This window comes from Pseudoalteromonas sp. SR43-3, assembly GCF_014163875.1.
Taxonomy (GTDB): Bacteria; Pseudomonadota; Gammaproteobacteria; order Enterobacterales; family Alteromonadaceae; genus Pseudoalteromonas; species Pseudoalteromonas distincta.
In genome coordinates, this window is record NZ_JACJEC010000019.1 from 20196 (window position 1) to 38863 (window position 18668).

General features: G+C 41.6%; 17 protein-coding genes. 8 read left to right on the plus strand and 9 right to left on the minus strand.

What is annotated here, in order from left to right; all coding sequences use genetic code 11:
- Positions 1-189: 189 nt before the first annotated feature.
- The 8 genes from H5088_RS16675 to H5088_RS16710 all read right to left on the minus strand — a co-directional run bounded on the left by H5088_RS16675 (position 190) and on the right by H5088_RS16710 (position 8405).
- Positions 190-591 (minus strand): hypothetical protein, encoded by a 402-nt coding sequence (locus H5088_RS16675; protein ID WP_024595034.1) that lies wholly within the window; start codon positions 589-591, stop codon positions 190-192.
- Between the two features lie 135 nt (positions 592-726).
- The gene (locus tag H5088_RS16680) at positions 727-1323 is read right to left on the minus strand and encodes an RDD family protein (RefSeq protein WP_182753797.1); all 597 of its coding nucleotides are present in this window, start codon (positions 1321-1323) and stop codon (positions 727-729) included.
- 137 nt (positions 1324-1460) lie between these two features.
- On the minus strand, positions 1461-2195 hold the full coding sequence (locus H5088_RS16685) for a DUF5020 family protein (RefSeq protein ID WP_182675000.1): 735 nt from the start codon (positions 2193-2195) through the stop codon (positions 1461-1463).
- A 29-nt stretch (positions 2196-2224) separates the two neighbouring features.
- Positions 2225-3601, minus strand: coding sequence for a uracil-xanthine permease family protein (locus tag H5088_RS16690; protein WP_182753799.1), 1377 nt, complete (start codon positions 3599-3601; stop codon positions 2225-2227).
- A gap of 74 nt (positions 3602-3675) precedes the next feature.
- On the minus strand, positions 3676-4743 hold the full coding sequence (locus H5088_RS16695) for a BMP family ABC transporter substrate-binding protein (RefSeq protein WP_182753802.1): 1068 nt from the start codon (positions 4741-4743) through the stop codon (positions 3676-3678).
- Positions 4744-4815: 72 nt separating this feature from the next.
- A complete protein-coding gene (locus tag H5088_RS16700) occupies positions 4816-5742 on the minus strand; it encodes an ABC transporter permease (RefSeq protein WP_024591976.1) in 927 nt (308 codons plus the stop codon).
- 3 nt (positions 5743-5745) lie between these two features.
- Positions 5746-6849 carry an ABC transporter permease gene (locus tag H5088_RS16705; RefSeq protein ID WP_182692491.1) on the minus strand — a complete coding sequence of 368 codons (1104 nt, stop codon included), beginning with the start codon at positions 6847-6849 and terminating at the stop codon, positions 5746-5748.
- Positions 6846-8405, minus strand: a complete 1560-nt coding sequence (locus H5088_RS16710; protein WP_182753804.1) for an ABC transporter ATP-binding protein — start codon at positions 8403-8405, stop codon at positions 6846-6848. Before H5088_RS16710 ends, H5088_RS16705 begins: the two co-directional genes overlap by 4 nt.
- 198 nt (positions 8406-8603) lie before the next feature.
- On the opposite strand from H5088_RS16710, the gene xdhA reads away from it, so the two are divergent.
- Genes xdhA through puuE form a run of 8 tightly spaced genes read left to right on the plus strand, consistent with a single transcriptional unit; the run spans position 8604 to position 17659 of the window.
- Positions 8604-10103 carry a xanthine dehydrogenase small subunit gene (gene xdhA, locus H5088_RS16715; RefSeq protein ID WP_182753806.1) on the plus strand — a complete coding sequence of 500 codons (1500 nt, stop codon included), beginning with the start codon at positions 8604-8606 and terminating at the stop codon, positions 10101-10103.
- Entirely contained in the window at positions 10090-12429 is a 2340-nt protein-coding gene (gene xdhB, locus H5088_RS16720; protein ID WP_182753808.1) for a xanthine dehydrogenase molybdopterin binding subunit, read from the plus strand. The genes xdhA and xdhB overlap by 14 nt, the downstream gene beginning before the upstream one ends.
- Positions 12422-13312, plus strand: a complete 891-nt coding sequence (gene xdhC, locus H5088_RS16725; RefSeq protein ID WP_182753810.1) for a xanthine dehydrogenase accessory protein XdhC — start codon at positions 12422-12424, stop codon at positions 13310-13312. The genes xdhB and xdhC overlap by 8 nt, the downstream gene beginning before the upstream one ends.
- On the plus strand, positions 13309-13809 hold the full coding sequence (gene uraD / locus H5088_RS16730) for a 2-oxo-4-hydroxy-4-carboxy-5-ureidoimidazoline decarboxylase (protein WP_007378418.1): 501 nt from the start codon (positions 13309-13311) through the stop codon (positions 13807-13809). The genes xdhC and uraD overlap by 4 nt, the downstream gene beginning before the upstream one ends.
- Positions 13806-14144, plus strand: coding sequence for a hydroxyisourate hydrolase (gene uraH / locus H5088_RS16735; RefSeq protein WP_024595278.1), 339 nt, complete (start codon positions 13806-13808; stop codon positions 14142-14144). Before uraD ends, uraH begins: the two co-directional genes overlap by 4 nt.
- Before the next feature lie 2 nt (positions 14145-14146).
- Positions 14147-15511 carry a guanine deaminase gene (gene guaD, locus H5088_RS16740; RefSeq protein WP_182753813.1) on the plus strand — a complete coding sequence of 455 codons (1365 nt, stop codon included), beginning with the start codon at positions 14147-14149 and terminating at the stop codon, positions 15509-15511.
- A 5-nt stretch (positions 15512-15516) separates the two neighbouring features.
- A complete protein-coding gene (locus H5088_RS16745) occupies positions 15517-16728 on the plus strand; it encodes a urate hydroxylase PuuD (RefSeq protein ID WP_182753815.1) in 1212 nt (403 codons plus the stop codon).
- A 1-nt stretch (position 16729) separates the two neighbouring features.
- Positions 16730-17659, plus strand: coding sequence for an allantoinase PuuE (puuE, locus tag H5088_RS16750; RefSeq protein ID WP_182753817.1), 930 nt, complete (start codon positions 16730-16732; stop codon positions 17657-17659).
- Positions 17660-17751: 92 nt separating this feature from the next.
- Here puuE and H5088_RS16755 read toward each other — a convergent pair whose 3' ends face one another.
- Entirely contained in the window at positions 17752-18627 is an 876-nt protein-coding gene (locus H5088_RS16755) for a LysR family transcriptional regulator (RefSeq protein WP_182753819.1), read from the minus strand.
- Positions 18628-18668 lie beyond the last annotated feature (41 nt).

Genomic DNA, 18668 nt, shown 5'->3' on the forward strand with positions numbered 1-18668 from the left:
GCACTGCATACAGTTTTGGGCTTTTATGCTCACCCAAGTACCACATTTAATACATGCGTAACGCCTCGACAGTTTATCAAACTCGTTTGTTTTCCTAAATATTCTCATTTATCACCTCATTGCTTTTCGCCGCAGTAAGAAACCCAATGAATAATATATGCTCTTTAAATTCATTGTTACTTCTTTACTTTATTCAATAATTTTTACATTTGGAATGTTTTGTAAAAGGTAGGATTTTAAAGATTCAAACGCATCTTTATTGAAAATAAACTCAGTTGTTTTACCATCAACTTGATTATACGGTAGTGCAAATACACCGTGCCTCTTAGTTTTGTCGATGACAACTTTGTTAATATCGTTAATATTAAACACTTGCTTATAAACGTATAATATTTGCCCCTCAACGCGTACAGCCTTTAACGGGCTTTGCTCAACATTACGCGAACGAATAAACACAAAATATAAAATAACGGGAAATAAAAACAGGTTAAGCGCTTGCAAACTAAAAGGTTTATCTATCAATACAATATATGTTGAGTAACAAATTAAAGAGGCCGCTAGTGCTAAAATTAGTTGTGTGTTGTTTTTCATAATCATCCTTGGTTACTAGTCAAAAAAATCGGTAAGGTTTTTTAATTATATTACCAATTTAGTGAAATACGCCATTTTGTAACTTTTGCTAATCAAACTTAAATCCGGGCAAAGCTGCCATAATTAATATCCTGATTAATCTACATAACTCACTTTTGTTCCCGCTAAATGATCATGTAAACATCGTTTATCTTTTCCAAATATAAATAATGGATTAACAAAACCAGCTATAAACTGACCTACCGAAGGGACAAGTGATAATAGTTGCATACAAAGCATGCGTTTAAAGTAAATTGTAGTAAAGCTTGCTTGTGTACCATCTAAATTTTCAATACGGATAGACATTAAAGATTTACCAATTGTTTGTCCGCGTTGGTACATAAGGTAACCATGAAGCACTAACGTGCTTAATATGCCATAACCTAGCAAACCTGCAGATAAAGTAAGTGTTGGTTGGCTTAAATTATCAAACCCTACGAGTATGAATACAGGTATAAAACAAACAACACCTAAAACGCCATCAACAATAGCAGCCACTAGCCTGTCTGAGCGCGTTGCTTTTTCTCCTGCTACTTTTGATACAATATTTTCAGATGGGTTCTGTGCTTCTCGCGTTTCAATTAAGTCGTCTATTTCTTTTGCTCGATCTGGGTAGGCTTCGCGATCTATAGCTCTCGCTGATGAGTAAAGCTCATCTAAAGTGTAGGTAGAAAAATCAATTTCAGAATCCATGCAAAAAATCCATATAGTGTTATTAAAAAGTAATTTAACACAATTAATTTAAGCTATTCAATTATTTAAAATTATCAAATAAAAAAGCTACTAAAAAGTAGCCTTTAATTATTAATTAAATACCATTCAATTTGCTGTTAAAAATGCCATTTAACTAGCAAGTTTGGATTATGTTCGGTTTGCCCATCTACACCAAATTTATTTTTCCAATAAACATACTCAATACCCACATCAAGGCGGCCTGTATCTAAGCCAAGCATAGGGGCAATATTGTATTTAATCTGCGAGGTAAAGTTAAAGCCACCTTCACTTTTACCAAACATTGTGTCGGTGCTATCTACAATATCTAAAAAGCCATCGTATCTAAAGTTACCTTTGTTGTAGCCCCACGTGACTGTTATTTGGTTATTATCCTCACGTTGAATACCTATATCATCTTGAAAACGACGATAATAAGCCACATTAAAATATTGAAAGCCAGGTACATCAAGTGATACACCGCCCCCTAATAAATAGTTATTTTGATCCGTATCTCCCGAGCCATACTCTGTTTGTAGGCCTAAAAACACCTCTTTAACAAAGCTATTTTGTGGCTTGTAAAGAGTAGGGTTTATGTTTAGCTCACCGTACACTTCATCGGGATTACTTAGTCTATCCATAAAGAAGAACGTACTGCCCCATGTATGTCCCGATGCATGCTCTATAGTAACAACACTTCTATCATCTTCAGTACCTGAAAACGGCTCTAGGTAGTCGGCTCCTGTCATTGCGGTAATACTAAAATCAGACCAAAGCTCTTTAGCCGATACACCTGTAGAGCACATTGCAATTGCAGTTACTAATGCTAATTTTTTTATTGTTTTGATTTTCATTGTTAATCCCTTTTATGATTTTTATTAGTTTAGTTAAGATGATCCGTACTTGCTGAGTAATTTTCTGGTAGTACCAACGTCATTATTATTGCGGTGATACCCGACACCGTCACTGCACTACCAAATATGGCAGTAACTAACTTAGGTGCGTTTGCAAACAACTCCGGTACAAAACTAACACCTAGCCCGAGCCCCAAACTCACTGCAATAATAAGTAGGCTTCTGCGATTTATTTTTTCGCTTGCGAGTATTTTTACGCCCGCGGCGGCAACGGTGCCAAACATTACAAGCGTTGCACCGCCCAAAACAGGTTTAGGTATATTTTGTAATACAGCACCAATCACAGGAAACAAACCAAGAATGATTAAAATACTGCCGATCCACAGGCCTATATGCCTGCTGGCAACACCGGTTAGCTGAATAACGCCGTTGTTTTGACTAAAAGTAGTATTAGGAAAAGTATTAAATAAAGCGGCAATCATCGAGTTAACACCATCACCTAAAATACCGCCGCGAATACGTGCTAAGTAACTAGGTCCTCTAACAGGTAACTTAGAAACCGCACAATTGGCAGTAATATCGCCTGTCGATTCAATTGCAGTAATAAGGTATAAAAAACCAAAGGCTATGAGTGCACCAAAATCAACATTAAAGCCGTATTTAAAAGGCAGTGGGATAGCAATTAGGTCAAATTCACCTAATTTAAAATTAGCGATACCTAATACAAACGCAAGTAACCAGCCAAGTATCATTGCAACTACCACAGCCGTTAGCCTCACCCATTGGTTTTTACTTGCATTAAGCAGCACCACTAAAGCAACAACCGAAAAACCAACAATTAAGTTGCTCGTTGAAGCAAATTTTTCAGGCATATTAGTAAGTAGCCATTGCCCGCCACCTATATCAGTCATGCCTACTTTAATTAGGTAAATACCAATAGTAGTGATGACCACACCAGTAACTACTGGCTTAATTATTTTGCCTAATTTACTAATAAAAAAACTAATAAATACTTCAACAAACGCGGCCAAAAAGCACACTGCAAATATAGTGGCAAGGACCTCGTCGTTATTGCCTCCGGTGGCTTTAACGGTAAAGCCTGTTGCTAAAATAGTCCCTAAAAAGGCAAAGCTTGTACCTTGCACACATATTAATCCTGAACCCACAGGGCCAACACGCCGCGCTTGTATAACCGTGCCCACACCAGATACAAATAATGCCATACTAATTAAATAAGGTATTTCAGCAGCTAAACCAAGCACACCACCAATAATAAGCGTGGGTGTAATAATACCTACAAAGCTTGCGAGTACGTGCTGTAGTGCGGCAAAAAATGATTCAGTTAAGCCTGGTTTGTCATCAACTGCATATATAATATCGTCAGACGAGCTTGTATTTATTGACATATAAACCTCTACGTTTTGCAAGTTAGCCACTGTATTTGTCTAAGTGATTAACTCATTGTTATTGCGTTAACCGCTTATTTAAGCTGCCCTTCAACGCCCTCAACATAAAAATCCATACCCAACAACGTTTTGTCGTCTATTGTTTTACCCGCATCAATAATCAGCTCACCTTGCTGATTTTTTATAGGGCCAGTAAATGGATGAAATTCACCTTTGCCAATTTTCTCTGAAATAGCATTTACTTCACTCACTACATCACTTGGAATGTCTTTACTTAGCGGCGCTAAGCGAGTCATCCCTGAGCCTATCCCTTTCCATATATCTTGTGATTGCCATTTATCGTCAAGTACTTGCTGTACGCGCTCTGCATAAAATTCATCCCAGTGATGAACCGCTGCCGTTAAATGTGCTTTTTTACCGTATACGCTCATATCTGAGTGGTAGCCAATAGCGTAAATACCAGCGGCTTGCGCTGCTTGCAGAGGTGCAGGCGAATCAGTATGTTGAGTAATAATATCAACGCCTTGATCTATTAGGCTATCGGCAGCTTCGCGCTCTTTACCCGGATCAAACCAGCTATTAACCCACACTACTTTTACTTTTGCATTAGGCTTTACTGAGCGCAAGCCAAGCGTAAATGCATTTATACCGCGTATTACCTCCGGAATAGGAAACGCAGCAATATAACCAATACTGTCGGTTTTACTCATGTGCCCTGCAATAACACCTGTTAGGTAGCGTCCTTCGTAAATGCGATCAAAGTAAGTGCTTACGTTTTTTGCGCGTTTATAGCCTGTGGCATGCTCAAACTTTACATTAGGAAATCGTTTAGCCACTTTAAGTGTTGGGTTCATGTAGCCAAACGACGTGGTAAATATTAAATCGTGCCCGCTTTTAGCCAGTTGCGTAATAACACGCTCTGCATCCGCTCCTTCTGGTACGCTTTCGACAAAAGTGGTTTCTATTTTGTCGCCAAACTTTTCTTCTAGGTAGTGGCGGCTAGAGTCATGTGTATAAGTCCAACCGGCCTCACCTATGGGGCTTACATATACAAAGCCAACTTTTACGCTATCTTTTGCAATAGCAGATGCGCTTATGCCTAAGCTCAATGCAACCCCGAGTGCTGTTATAAGTTTTTTCATTGTTATTCTCCGTGTTATATTTTTAATATCCTGTTGTAGCAGGTGATTTGCCATATTGATTTTGTAATTAATTTAATGACCCTTGTGCCAAGGCTTACCTAGCCACATGGGTTCGTACATTTTTAACTTTTGTTTATTTTTACTGAGCATAATCAGTACGATAAGCGTTGCACCATAAGGCAACATGGCCAGTAAGTTAGACTCCACAGCCCACCCAAAAGCCTGTGCCACTAAGTGCATAATGCTGGCAAAGCCAAATAAATAAGCGCCAAGCATTACGCGCTCAATACGCCAGCTTGCAAACACCACTAAAGCAAGAGCTATCCAACCTCGCCCTGCCGTCATGTTTTGAGTCCAAAGTGGTGTATAAGCCAACGACAAATATGCGCCCGCAATGCCAGCCAGTGCGCCGCCAAACATAACGGCCAAATAACGTGTACGCATTACAGGTAATCCTAAGTTATTGCCCACACTTGGGTTTTCGCCAATAGCTCGTACTGCAAGCCCTGCTCTGTGGTATTTAAAAAACAAATACGCACCAAGCACTAAACCCCAACTTAAATACACAATGGCGTCTTGCGAAAATAGCGCTTTGCCTAAAACCGGAATATGCTCAAACCCTGCAATTGCTAAAGTAGGTAACGCGTTAATGGTTTTTCCCTCATAGTCGGCCCCTAAAAATGCCGAAAGGCCTGTACCAAAAATAGTCAGCGCCAAACCTGCCGCTACTTGGCTAGCATTTAAATTAAGTGCTACAAAAGCGAAAATAAGTGAGGCCATAACACCAACCAAAGCTGCTACAGTAAAACCAATAAATAGGTTGTCGCATTGGTACATAGTTATAAACCCTGCCACAGCGCCTAAGAGCATCATGCCTTCTTGCCCTAAATTTAAGGTGCCGCTTTTTTCGCATACCATTTCACCCAGCGCCACCAGCAATAAGGGGGTGCCTGTACGAATAGTGGCGTATAAAATATTAGTAATTACATCTAATTCCATGATTTAAGACTCCTGTGCAATATGTATTGGCTGCGCTTTTTGTTGTTTAAATGGCAGCGAAAATCTAAGGCGATAAGTAATAAGCACATCGCACGAGAGTAAATAAAACAGCATTAACCCCTGAAAAATACCGGTTATAGCGTTAGGTAATCCCATGTTAATTTGCGCAAGTTCACCTCCCATATAAATAAGCCCCATTAGTAAGCCCGCAAACGTAATTCCTACTGGGTGGAGTCGCCCTAAAAAAGCAACAATAATGGCGGCATAGCCATAACCGGGTGATATTTGCGGAACCAGCTGCCCAATAGGCCCAGCTACTTCGCCCGCTCCAGCAAGCCCCGCCAAGCCCCCGCTAATAACTAGCACTCCGGCAATTAATAATGCTCGCTTGTAACCCGCCATTTTGGCCGCGGATGCATCAAGCCCAAGTACTTGTATTTGAAAGCCTATAAAGGTTTTACTAATAAAAACCCATGTAGCGCATAGCGCTAATAACGCAAACGCCAGGCCTAAGTGCAATCGAGTACCGTCGAATAAAACAGGCAATAACGTGCTATCGCCAAACAATGCACTTTCAGGAAAGTTATAACCGTGAGGATCTTTGAGTGGCCCATGAACAGCCCACAGCAATACATTTACTGCTATGTAGTTGAGCATTATGGTGACTAAAATTTCATTGGTGTTTAAACGCAGCTTCATAAAAGCAGCAAGCCCCGCCCACAACATGCCACCAGCAATACCAGCGAATAATGTAAGTGGCATTGCAAAAGCACTTGTTGAGTCAACAAAGTTAACGGCTACAGCACTTGCACATACACCACCAATAAGCAGTTGCCCTTCTGCGCCTATATTCCAAACCGATGCTCTATAACAAAGCGCTAAGCCATAGGCGCATAGCAAAATAGGAATGGTCATTACAAGTAGCTCTGTTACACCATACCAATCGGCAACAGGTGCTATAAGCAATGTATACAGGGCATTTAGAGGATCATGCCCTAATAAGGCAAACACCACGTAACCGGTTATTAATGTGAGTAAAATAGCTAAAACAGGAGAGAGATAGCTCCACGCTGGTGAGCGTTCAACACGTGGTTCTAACTTAATCATACGAGTGCCCCTTGTGGTGTGTGTACTTTAGGCTGGTTATTAAAAACATCGCTAAAGTCGCCAGCCATCCACTGCCCTAACTGCACAAGCGGTACGGTATCGGTATTTAAAATAGGAGACAGTTTGCCATCACAAATTGCGCCAATGCGGTCGCAAATTTTATAAAGTTCGTCTAAATCTTCTGAAATAACGAGTACCGCACACCCTTCGTCGCGAAGCTTTAAAATAGCTTCATGTATCGCCACCTGTGCACCTATATCTACACCCCAAGTAGGGTGCGACATAACGAGTAGTTTTGGACTTTGCTCTACCTCGCGACCAATAATAAATTTTTGTAAATTACCACCTGAAAGGCTAGCTGCATGAGTGCGAAAACTTGGCGTTTTAACCTTGTATTTTGTAATGATTTTATTAGCAAGCTCAGTAATTTTTTGTTTTACTAAAAAGCCATTTTTAACCAGCCCATTATCAAAACTAGTAAGCAGTGCATTTTGTGCTAAATCCATAGTGGGCACAGCTCCTCGCCCAAGCCTATCCTCTGGCACACATGCAAGCCCAAGGCGGCGCCTTTTTAGCGGGCACAGTGCATCAACTACGGTATTTTTAAATTTAATGGCGCTACTACTAGCTTGAATTTGCTCCCCCGAAAGCACTTTTAATAACTCTTCTTGTCCATTGCCAGCAACACCCGCAATCCCCACTATTTCGCCTTGCTGTACTGCAAAAGTAATGTTTTTAAGGGGTGTTTCAAATAATGCTTGTGCGGCGGTGGTTAGATTATTAACGGTTAAAAAATCCGCAGTACCCAAAGCTCTGCGAGTTTGGTTACTAATTGGCGTGTTGTCGCCTACCATCAGCCTAGCAATTGACTCACTAGTTTCGTTTTTAGGAATACAATGCCCGCTTACTTTCCCGCCTCTCAAAATGGTCGCACTGTCACATAGCTCAATCACTTCGTGCAGTTTATGGCTGATAAACAGCACAGAGCAGCCTTCTTTTTTAAGTGACTTTAGGGTTTTAAATAATGCATCGACTTCTTGTGGAGTCAGTACTGAAGTGGGTTCGTCTAAAATAAGTAACTGAATATCTAATAATAAGCATCTAACAATTTCTACTCGTTGGCGCTCGCCAGTTGAAAGTGTTGATACCAGTCTATGGGGGTCTAATGGCATACCATAACGTGTTGATGTTTTCGTAATTCGACCCGCAAGCGTGCTGCTATGCCCTGCTAAATCACCTAACGCTAGTTCAATATTTTGGGCGACCGTAAGTGTTTCAAATAACGAAAAATGCTGAAACACCATTCCAATGCCTAAATCACGCGCATCAGCAGGCTCTTTTATATTCATTATACGGCCGTTGAAAAACATGTCCCCTTGGTCAGGTTTAATCACACCATAAAGCATTTTCATTAATGTGCTTTTACCTGCACCGTTTTCACCTAATAAGGCATGCACTTCACCATGCTTAATTTTTAAGGTTACGTCATTATTGGCTATACATCCGGGATACTGCTTTGTCATTCCCTGCATAGTAAGGCGGTATTTATTATTCATTATTAGGGCCTATTTGTACTTAATGAGCAATTTAGCCTACTCAAAACATCAACTGACCAACCGGTCAACAATGGCATGGTAACTGCAATATACTTACCAAGATGAAAAAGTATTTTTCTTACCCGTGCGCAAACAACAAGAAAAAACATACGCCAAGCCTTTATGTATCAGGGCTTTATAAAAATTAAGGGGGTCTGTGTGATTCAATTTTTATTAAATAACACGCCAATTGAAGTACAAGAATGTTCGCCAAGTCTCACCATTTTGGACTGGCTACGCACCAAAAAAGGGAAAGTGGGCACCAAAGAAGGGTGTGCAACTGGCGACTGTGGTGCGTGCACAATTTTAGTGGGTGAAGAGCGTATAAATGCAAACGGGCAAACTAGTTGGCAATACAAAACAATGAACAGCTGTTTATTGTTATTAGGTAATGCGCATGCAAAACATATAGTAACGGTAGAGGCTGTGACTACTGGCTTATACCCAAACTTAACCGATTTACATCCCGTACAACGTGCACTGGTAGAGTGCCATGGTTCGCAATGTGGTTTTTGCACGCCCGGTATAATAATGAGTTTGTTGGCTCTTTATATTAATGAGCCAACGTACCCTGGTAAAAAAGCGGTTATTCATGCACTTGGCGGTAACTTATGCCGTTGTACAGGTTATAGCCCTATATTACTTGCAGCCGAAAAAGCCTATAGCTATGAGCGTAAAGCTGAACCGTACTCAGCAATGGCCGCTCAATTTAAAGCATCACTTAATACGCAATATGATGACGATATTCCATTTTTAAAAAATGGTCCTCGTAAATTTTACTTACCACAAACTGCCCACCAACTTGTTGAGCTAAAAGCGCTTTATCCTTATGCACATTTAGTTGCTGGTGGCACCGACTTTGCCATTGAGCTTAGCCAAAACATGCTCTTACCAGATGTAATTATCTCCCTTAGCCAAGTAAAGGAGTTTTGCACCTTGGCAGATAATAACGGTGAGTTACACATTGGTGCAGCACTACCTTATAGCCAATTTGTTGAGGTATTTTATAACCATTACCCAGAATCAAAAGAGCTATTTGAACGCTTAGGATCAAGCCAAGTACGTAACAGCGGCACGCTTGGTGGCAGCATAGGGAATGCCTCTCCTATTGGCGATCCCGCTCCCCTTTTAATAGCTCTTAATGCATCAATGGATTTATTAAGCAGCGCTGGTACGCGCGCTATTAAAGTTGCCGACTACTTTATTGATTACAAAAAAACGGTTCTTAAAAGCGATGAAGTAATTAGTAAGTTCACCATTCCAAAGCGCCCAGAGTCGCTAAAACTGGCATGTCATAAAATATCAAAACGCTTTGAAGACGATATATCTACCGTTTGTTTGGTGCTTGCTATAGAGCATTCAAAAAACATGATTACTCAAGCCCGCTGCGCTATGGGCGGTATGGCTGCTATTCCTAAGCGCGCACATCATATTGAGCAAAAGCTGATATCTCAATCATTACAAGTAAGTAGTTTTATAGACGCAGCAACGGCTATTAACGATGACTTTACGCCCATGAGCGATGTAAGAAGCAGTGCGCATTACCGCACCACGGTAAGCAAAAACTTATTACAACGCATTGGTATTGAGTTTTGTGAGCCACAAGCACGCAACAATAACAACATTGCCATTACGAGGATCTCACATGCGTCACTTTGAAATGGATAAACTAAAAGCGCAAGGTGGTAGCGTTGGAGAATCTAAATATCACGAAAGCGCTATTAAACAAGTTTGTGGCAGTGCAAATTTTGCCGACGATAATCCTGAGCCTTACGGTTGCCTGCATGCTTACCCAGTGCTCGCCCCTGTTACAAGCGGCTTTATTAAATCAATTGATACAAGTCTCGCACTGGCTGTTAAAGGTGTTAAACGTATTTTATCGGCCGAAGATGTACCGGGTAAATTAGATATTGGCCCGGTATTTCCTGGTGATGTACTGCTGACCGGCCATGAAATTCAATACCACGGGCAACCTGTATTAATTGTCGTTGCCGACACCTATGAAATAGCGCGCCGCGCGGCACGTTTAGTGGTTATAGAGTGCGAGCAAACTACTCCAATACTTGATATTAAAAAAGCCATTAGCAAAGAGCATTGGGTAAGGCCGCCCCATTCACTTAACCGTGGTAACAGCGAAAACGCCATTAATAACGCAACCCACCAGCTTAAAGGCGAAATAAACATAGGCGGGCAAGAACACTTTTATTTAGAAGGCCAAATAGCGCTGGCGCAACCTGATAACGACGGGGGCATTCATGTTCAGTGTTCTACGCAACACCCTACTGAGGTGCAGCACTTAGTTGCTAAAATTTTAAAAAAGCCATTTAGCTTTGTAAACGTAGAAACCCGCCGTATGGGCGGTGCTTTTGGCGGAAAAGAAACCCAAGGCGCACCATGGGCATGCCTTGCAGCTCTTGCGGTTTACCACCTTGGCTGCGCAGTAAAAATGCGCCTAGCCCGTAGCGACGATTTTAAATTAACCGGTAAGCGCCACCCGTTTTATAATCACTATCATGTTGGTTTTGACGAAAATGGTTTAATAGAAGGTGCCGACATTACCGTAAACGGATTTTGTGGCTACTCGCCTGATTTATCAGATGCAATTGTAGACCGCGCCATGTTTCATGTCGATAACGCCTACTACTACCCAGCCGCCACAATTAAGGGTAATCGCTGTAAAGTAAATACCGTAAGCCATACCGCATTTAGAGGATTTGGTGGCCCGCAAGGCATGATTATGGGCGAGCTAATAATGGACGATATAGCCGCCAAATTAGGTAAAGATCCGCTTGAGATCCGAAAACTTAATTTATACAAAAAAGGCCGCGATACCACGCCGTACCATCAAACCGTAGAGCAACATATTTTAATAGATATGATTGCTCAGCTTGAGGAGTCGGGTGACTACTGGGCACGTAAAGAGGCTATTAAAGCATTTAACGTATCGTCACCTATTATAAAAAAAGGCCTTGCAATGACGCCGGTTAAATACGGTATATCGTTTACTGTACAACACTTAAACCAAGCCGGTGCATTAGTGCATGTATATAGCGATGGCTCTATACATTTAAACCACGGCGGCACCGAAATGGGCCAAGGGCTGAATACCAAAATTGCGCAAATTGTAGCCCATGGCTTTGGGGTCGATTTTAACGCGGTAAGTATTAGTGCTACGCGTACCGACAAGGTGCCAAACACTTCACCAACAGCGGCCTCAAGTGGTACCGACTTAAACGGCATGGCGGCGCTAAATGCAGTAAACACAATAAAAGAGCGCTTAATTGATTTTATTACCGAGCACTTTGAAGTAGACAGCCAAAGTATTACATTTAAAGATAACCTCATTACTTTTAGTAAAGGGGAAATTAGCTTTAGCGAACTTGCAAATCTTGCTTACATGAATCGTATATCGCTTTCATCTACCGGTTATTACGCCACACCCAAAATTCATTACGACAGAGCCAAAGGCGAAGGCCGCCCATTTTTTTACTACGCTCACGGCGTAGCACTCAGCGAAGTAGAAGTAGATACGCTTACGGGCGAAAACACGGTAACTCGCGTTGATATACTGCATGATGTAGGCAGCTCAATTAACCCAGCACTTGATATAGGGCAAATTGAAGGCGCCTTTGTGCAAGGTATGGGCTGGCTAACAACCGAAGACTTACAATGGAATGATAAAGGCCAGCTTGCAAGCTTTGGCCCAGCCAACTACAAAATACCAGCCATTGGCGATACCCCTGCCGAATTTAACGTCAATCTTTATAACTCAGCAAATCCAGAAACCACCGTGTTTAGATCAAAAGCCGTAGGCGAGCCGCCATTTATGCTGGCCTTTAGTGTATGGAGCGCCATTCGTAATGCAATAAGCAGTGTGGCTGATTATAAATACACCGCGCCACTGGATACACCCGCAACCCCAGAGCGAGTATTGAGTGCAATTGAGCAAACCGCTAGCTGGTTTAAGGAGCATCAACATGACTAATTTAAATGAGTCGTTTCAGGGTTTTCATACGCAAAATTGGGCGCAGGCTATAAACGAGCACGAACAAAGCGGCACTAACTATGTAATTGCCACGGTACTTGGCACCAATGGCTCAACCCCACGCGGCACAGGCTCTAAAATGGTAATAAGCGGCGAGCATATTTACGACACCCTTGGCGGTGGCCATCTTGAGTACGTAGTAATAGAAAAAGCCCGCGAACTACTTTCCAAAGGCGAAGCCGCCCAAGTAATTGAGCAATTTAACCTAGGTGCAAATTTAGGCCAGTGCTGCGGCGGGGCTGCCACCGTTATGCTTGAATGCATGCAATGCGAGCGCTTTACCTTAGACATTTATGGCGCAGGCCACGTAGCACAGGCGCTTATTGGTATATTGGCACAACTACCTATGCGCATACGCTGGATAGATAGCCGCGCCGATGTATTCCCACAGGCTATTCCAAATAACGTAGTAAAAGTGGTTGATGAAGAACCAACAGAGCAAGTAAAACATGCGCCTAAAGCTAACAATTACTTAATATTAACCCATAACCACCAGCTCGACTTTGCACTCACCCAAGCCATTATTAAACGCGCCGATGCCAATTGGCTTGGTGTAATTGGCTCTGACACTAAAGCCAAACGCTTTAAGCAGCGCCTAGCACATCGCGATTTTACAGCCGATCAAATACAGCAAATGACCTGCCCTGTTGGGCTTAATAACATTTCGGGCAAATTACCAATGGAAGTGGCTATTTCGATTAGTGGACAGCTAATTGGCCTTTATCAGGCTATGCAAACCCAAGAGCCAAAACGCCAAGGCTTGCAATGGCGCACACTAAAAAATGCATTAATTAGCACCACGCAGGAGGAAGTAGACGCATGAGCAGTTTACAAATAAATACGCTAAATGATGCACAAGCAAAACAAGCACTTGAGCATTGCTGCGCGGCCCCTAACTGGGTAGCGGGCATGATAAAAGCAATGCCATTTAAAAGTGCTCAACAGTTGTTTGAATGCGCACAAAGCATATGGGATAGCCTTGGCGAAAGCGACTATTTAGCTGCCTTTGAAGGCCACCCGCAAATAGGCGACTTATCAACCCTTAGCAAAAAATACGCTGCTACCGCACAAAAAGCGGGGCATGAGCAATCGGGTATGAGCAAAGCAAACGAAGCCGTACTTACCAAAATGATTGCCCTCAATAAAGAGTACCTGAACAAGTTTGGCTTTATTTTTATTGTGTGCGCCACCGGTAAAACGGCCGAACAAATGCTCGAACTCATAGAGCAGCGCATACACAACACCCGCAGTACAGAGCTAAATATAGCCGCGGGCGAACAAGCCAAAATAACAAAAATAAGATTGGAGTCACTGCTATGAGCAAAAGCCCTATAACCACCCATATACTTGATACCAGCACCGGAAAACCGGCAGCAAACGTTGCTGTTAAGCTATTTAAACTTACAAATAACGAATGGGTACAACTAACCCAAGGCAAAACCGATTCCGATGGGCGAATTACCGATTGGCTAAATACAGAAGTAGAATTTGCAACCTATAAGCTAGTCTTTGATTTAGATAGTTATTACCAAAACCAACCTACCCCTGCGTTTTACCCAGAGGCACAAATAACGTTTAGATTACAAGATACTAAACATCACCATATTCCGTTGTTGCTTAGCCCGTTTGGCTACTCTACATACAGAGGTAGCTAATAATGAGCACGCAAAACAATAATAACTTAACAGTAGTTTGTGCCGATATACTCGACTTTGTTGACGACCCTGCCATTGCTGGTGAAAACGCCCATCGTTTTTTTGAAAAGGGCGCATTAGTTATCAAACACGGCAAAGTAGTTAAACTTGGCTACGAGCACGACATATTACCTACAATTGATAAATCAGCGCGTGTTATCCGCCACGATGGTAAGCTCGTTATGCCAGGCATGATAGACACCCACATACACTTACCACAAACCGAAATGGTGGGTGCGTACGGCGAGCAACTGCTAAGTTGGCTAACCGAATATGCGTTTCCAACAGAGAAAAAGTTTACCTGTAAGCATTATTCAAAAGAGATCTCTAACCGCTTTTTAGACGAGCTGCTGCGTAATGGCACAACCACTGCCCTTGTATTTGGCACTGTGCATCCGCAATCGGTTGATGCGTTTTTTAAAGAATCACAAAAACGCAATTTACGCATGATTGCCGGTAAAGTAATGATGGACCGAAACTGTCCTGACGACTTATCTGATTGCGCGCAAACAAGTTATGACGAATCTAAAGCCCTCATCGAAAAATGGCACAATGTTGATAGGTTAAGCTACGCAGTTACACCGCGTTTTGCTCCTACATCAACCCCTGAGCAACTTCAAAAATGTACTCAGTTGCTTGAAGAATACCCAGACACCTACCTGCATACACACTTATCTGAAAACAAAGACGAGTGCGAATGGGTAAAAGGGCTATTTCCAGATGCCGAAGATTACTTAGGCGTGTACGAGCAAGCAAAAATGGTACGTAAACGCTCAGTATTTGCCCATAGTATTCATTTATCTGAGCGCGAGCTATGCTGCCTTGCAGATAACAATGCGGCAATATCGCACTGCCCTACCTCAAACCTATTTTTAGGATCAGGACTTTTAAATTTAAAAGCCTGTGAAGAGCACGGCATAAACGTAGGCATGGGTACCGATGTAGGCGCAGGAACAAGCTTTTCTATGCTACAAACAGGTAACGAAGCTTATAAAATTCAGCAATTACAAGGTCAAAAATTTTCAGCATTTAAAGGGCTGTATTTAGCAACTCTCGGCGGTGCCAGAGCACTTGATTTAGAAGGGACAATTGGTAATTTTGAAGCCGGTTGTGAAGCCGATTTTATTGTAATGGATTGTTCAGCAACCCCATTTTTAAAATTTAGAATACAACATGCCAAAACCCTGCATGAAAAACTATTTGCAATGATGATGTTAGGCGACGACCGCTGCGTTGAGCAAACCTACATCATGGGTAAAAGTGTGTATAAGCGCGATGATAACAATCAATTTTCAGACACCCGCTCACCGGTATTAGAAGAGGCTTAACCGTTATGGAAAACTATTTATTTGAGCTTGCTCATTTAGTACTACGTTATTTTCATGTTATTGCTGGTATAGCATGGATTGGCGCTTCATTTTATTTTGCATGGCTTGATAACAACCTACAAACACCACCGCAGTGGAAAATAGATAAAGGCATAAAAGGCGATTTATGGGCCGTGCATGGTGGTGGCTTTTACGAAGTGGCTAAGTATCAAAATGGCCCTGAACAAATGCCGCATACTTTGCACTGGTTTAAGTGGGAAGCCTACACAACGTGGATCACCGGTATATTACTATTTAGCTTACTTTATTATGTTGGCGCCGATGTGTATTTAATTGATAACAGTAAAAGTGAGCTAAGTAAATTTGCCGCTATTGGCGCATCCCTTGGTTTTATTGGCTTAGGCTATGGTGTTTATCGTTTATTGTGTAAAACCCCACTGGTCGAAAACGGCAAAGTGTTTATTGCTGTAGTTATTGGTTTATTAGCTCTGTGGACTTTTGGGGTTGATCAATTATTTAGCGACCGCGCTGTGTATATTCATGTAGGTGCACTTATTGGCACGTGTATGGTGGGTAATGTGTATCACATTATTATGCCAGGCCAACGCTATATGGTAAGTGAAGTAGAAGCTGGTAGAATCCCTGATTCAGCGCCAGGTTTAAAGGCAAAGCTGTGTTCTATTCATAATAACTACGCCACGTTACCTGTGGTATTTATTATGCTTAGCAATCACTTTCCTTACACGTATAGCCACAACTTTGGCTGGCTTATTTTAATTGCGCTGTTTGGTATTGGTATGTGGATACGCCATTACTTTAACTTAAAGCATCAAGGCGTTAATAAGCCCTCAGTACTTGTAAGCGGTATTGCCGCCTTTTTTGCTCTTATGCTCGCCATAGCCCCTTGGCCCAGTACACCAACAAATGCAGGCGAAAGCGCGCCTTTACAAGCAAGTATTACCGACGCACAAGCGTGGGATATAATTAGCAAACACTGTACTGGGTGTCACAGCGAAACACCCACCTCTGAGCTTTTTCAAACCGCGCCGCTAGGCTTTAAACTCGACTCTATTAGTGATGTAAAAAAATCCAGCACGCTTATTCATACCCGCGCGGTTATAACCAAAGATATGCCACTGGCCAATATGACCAAAATGACAGACACAGAGCGCGAAACGCTAGGCGCTTGGCTCTCAGCACTTAAAAAGGAGCAATAAAATGAACGAGCAATTTAAAAACTACCCGCGCGATTTAATTGGTTATGGTCCAGATGTACCCCATGCAAATTGGCCCAATAAAGCACGTATTGCCGTGCAAGTGGTATTAAATTACGAAGAAGGCGGCGAAAATTGTGTATTACATGGTGATGCAGCGGCCGAAACTTTTTTATCAGAAATAGTCAGTGCCCCGCATGTTGAAGACCGCCATATAAGCATGGAGTCTATTTACGAATATGGCTCACGCGCTGGCGTGTGGAGGCTACTGCGTTTATTTAAAAAATACGATATATCGGTCACCATTTTTGCAGTGGCGATGGCCCTTGAGCGCCACCCCGATGTAGCTAAAGCCTTTTTTAAAGCGGGCCACGAGATTGCAAGCCATGGCCTGCGCTGGATTAATTATCAAAATATAGATAAGCAAACCGAACGCGAGCATATGCAACAAGCCATTGAGATCATTCAAACGCTTACCGGTAAAAAGCCCAAAGGCTGGTACACAGGGCGCACAAGCCCTAACACAGCAGCCCTTGTGGTAGAAAATGGCTCGTTTTTATATGATGCCGACGATTACAGCGACGACCTACCTTTTTACAGTATTAAAGAAGGTAAACCACAGTTAATAGTGCCCTACACGCTTGATGTAAACGACATGCGCTTTGCTGCCGTGCAGGGTTTTAATGCCGGGGATCAGTTTTATAATTACTTAAAAGATGCATTCGATACACTATACGAGGAAGGCGACCCACAAGGTGAAAACGCCCCAAAGATGATGTCGATAGGTTTGCATTGCCGCCTAATTGGCAGACCAGGAAGAATAAAAGCATTAGCACGGTTTTTAGAATATGCTCGCTCGCATGATCAGGTTTGGTTTGCCACACGTGAGCAAATAGCCGAGCACTGGCTTAAAACCCATCCGTATAAAAAGTAGTTAGGCAGAATTTAGCTTAGTATTCGCAAAGTAGTTTTAACAAATAAGGGCTGTGCTGCTAAACTTAGCGTACAGCCTGCTTAAAATAACCATTAATTATTTTTATACGCATATTCATTAGTTAAGGCGAGCTTGATTAGAAATTCTTTTACCTTATCTATCCTTGGGTTGTCAGGGTTTACCGCCTTAATAAAGTATTTTCTCTCTAAGTTGCCACATTTATCAGATAACTGAATTAACTTATTCGACTTTAGGTCATTTTTTATCAAGCTCATAGGACAAAGAGCTATTCCACTATTATTAATTGCTGCTGTTCGCATTAAATTAAAATCACCAAAAATAGAACCTTTATCTGAATATGCTAAATCGTGAGACTGTTCTGTATAAATATTAAACCACTTTCTCCATGCTTGTGAATCACTGTCGTGAAGGTATTCATATTTATTTGCTTTTTTAATACTAAATTCACCAATTAACTTTTTATATCCCTCACCACAAACGGGGATTGTTTTACCATAAAATAATAGCTCTTCACCTTCTTCAAGCCCTCTATCACAAAAATCTAATACTAAATCAACAAAGGTTTCTTCATAGCCAACATAATTGATATTGAAATTAATAGCTGGAAAAGCACTTTTTAAATCACTTAAGTGAGGTAATAGGAAGTCCGATGCTAAAGACGGTATTGTTTTAATTGTTATCGTATTATTTTGCCTTACAGTAGAAATTGAATTTCGAATATTCACCATTGACTTATCAAGTGAAGAAGCTAACCACAGTCCTTTTTCGGTTAAAACAAGTGTGTTATTTTTTCTTTTAACTAAGGCAACTTCCAACCAATCTTCTAATTTTTTCACCTGCGCAATAACTGCCGAATGAGTTATACATAACTCCTTTGCAGCCCTTGTATAACTGAGATTTCTAGCCACAGAGTCAAAATAGTAAATAGCAGTAAGTGGTAGTCTCATTTTAGAACCTCAATTTTAAATGTTAGTTTTTCTAACAATGG

What these genes read in the sequence shown, in the direction of transcription:
- puuE (WP_182753817.1), top strand. Translation starts at nt 16,730, where the DNA reads ATGAACGAGCAATTTAAAAACTACCCGCGCGATTTAATTGGTTATGGT.
- guaD (WP_182753813.1), top strand. Translation starts at nt 14,147, where the DNA reads ATGAGCACGCAAAACAATAATAACTTAACAGTAGTTTGTGCCGATATA.
- H5088_RS16700 (WP_024591976.1), bottom strand. Translation starts at nt 5,742, where the DNA reads ATGGAATTAGATGTAATTACTAATATTTTATACGCCACTATTCGTACA.
- uraH (WP_024595278.1), top strand. Translation starts at nt 13,806, where the DNA reads ATGAGCAAAAGCCCTATAACCACCCATATACTTGATACCAGCACCGGA.
- xdhC (WP_182753810.1), top strand. Translation starts at nt 12,422, where the DNA reads ATGACTAATTTAAATGAGTCGTTTCAGGGTTTTCATACGCAAAATTGG.
- H5088_RS16690 (WP_182753799.1), bottom strand. Translation starts at nt 3,601, where the DNA reads ATGTCAATAAATACAAGCTCGTCTGACGATATTATATATGCAGTTGAT.
- H5088_RS16685 (WP_182675000.1), bottom strand. Translation starts at nt 2,195, where the DNA reads ATGAAAATCAAAACAATAAAAAAATTAGCATTAGTAACTGCAATTGCA.
- H5088_RS16675 (WP_024595034.1), bottom strand. Translation starts at nt 591, where the DNA reads ATGAAAAACAACACACAACTAATTTTAGCACTAGCGGCCTCTTTAATT.
- H5088_RS16745 (WP_182753815.1), top strand. Translation starts at nt 15,517, where the DNA reads ATGGAAAACTATTTATTTGAGCTTGCTCATTTAGTACTACGTTATTTT.
- uraD (WP_007378418.1), top strand. Translation starts at nt 13,309, where the DNA reads ATGAGCAGTTTACAAATAAATACGCTAAATGATGCACAAGCAAAACAA.
- xdhB (WP_182753808.1), top strand. Translation starts at nt 10,090, where the DNA reads ATGCGTCACTTTGAAATGGATAAACTAAAAGCGCAAGGTGGTAGCGTT.
- H5088_RS16705 (WP_182692491.1), bottom strand. Translation starts at nt 6,849, where the DNA reads ATGATTAAGTTAGAACCACGTGTTGAACGCTCACCAGCGTGGAGCTAT.
- H5088_RS16710 (WP_182753804.1), bottom strand. Translation starts at nt 8,405, where the DNA reads ATGAATAATAAATACCGCCTTACTATGCAGGGAATGACAAAGCAGTAT.
- H5088_RS16680 (WP_182753797.1), bottom strand. Translation starts at nt 1,323, where the DNA reads ATGGATTCTGAAATTGATTTTTCTACCTACACTTTAGATGAGCTTTAC.
- H5088_RS16755 (WP_182753819.1), bottom strand. Translation starts at nt 18,627, where the DNA reads ATGAGACTACCACTTACTGCTATTTACTATTTTGACTCTGTGGCTAGA.
- H5088_RS16695 (WP_182753802.1), bottom strand. Translation starts at nt 4,743, where the DNA reads ATGAAAAAACTTATAACAGCACTCGGGGTTGCATTGAGCTTAGGCATA.